This window comes from Corynebacterium sp. HMSC067D03 (assembly GCF_001811185.1).
Lineage (GTDB): Bacteria > Actinomycetota > Actinomycetes > Mycobacteriales > Mycobacteriaceae > Corynebacterium > Corynebacterium coyleae.
The window spans coordinates 1-241 of record NZ_KV803819.1; the positions used below are offsets into that span (position 1 = coordinate 1).

The 241-nt window shown below is 60.6% G+C and carries 1 protein-coding gene; it reads right to left on the reverse strand.

Going from position 1 to position 241, the window contains the following annotated elements:
- Window positions 1–241: hypothetical protein (locus HMPREF2785_RS11975; protein WP_168164679.1), on the reverse strand; the 241-nt coding region annotated here is incomplete at both ends.

Consider the following 241-nt stretch of genomic DNA (forward strand, 5'->3'; position numbering starts at 1 on the left):
TCTTGCCCGGGGAGACGGTGGTGTTGTCGTTGCGGCCCTTCTCGTGGCCGTTGACCTCGATTTCGACCTCGGTCTTGCCACCATCCAGGTCCGGATCCTCGACAGTCACCGTGATCGGGCCATCAACACCCTTGCCCGGGGTGACAACGATCTCGCCGGTGTTCGGATCGATTTCGACAGGGATGTCCTTGCCGTCTTCATCCTTCGCGGAGACCTTGGTGTCATTGTCCGGGTTGGTGAC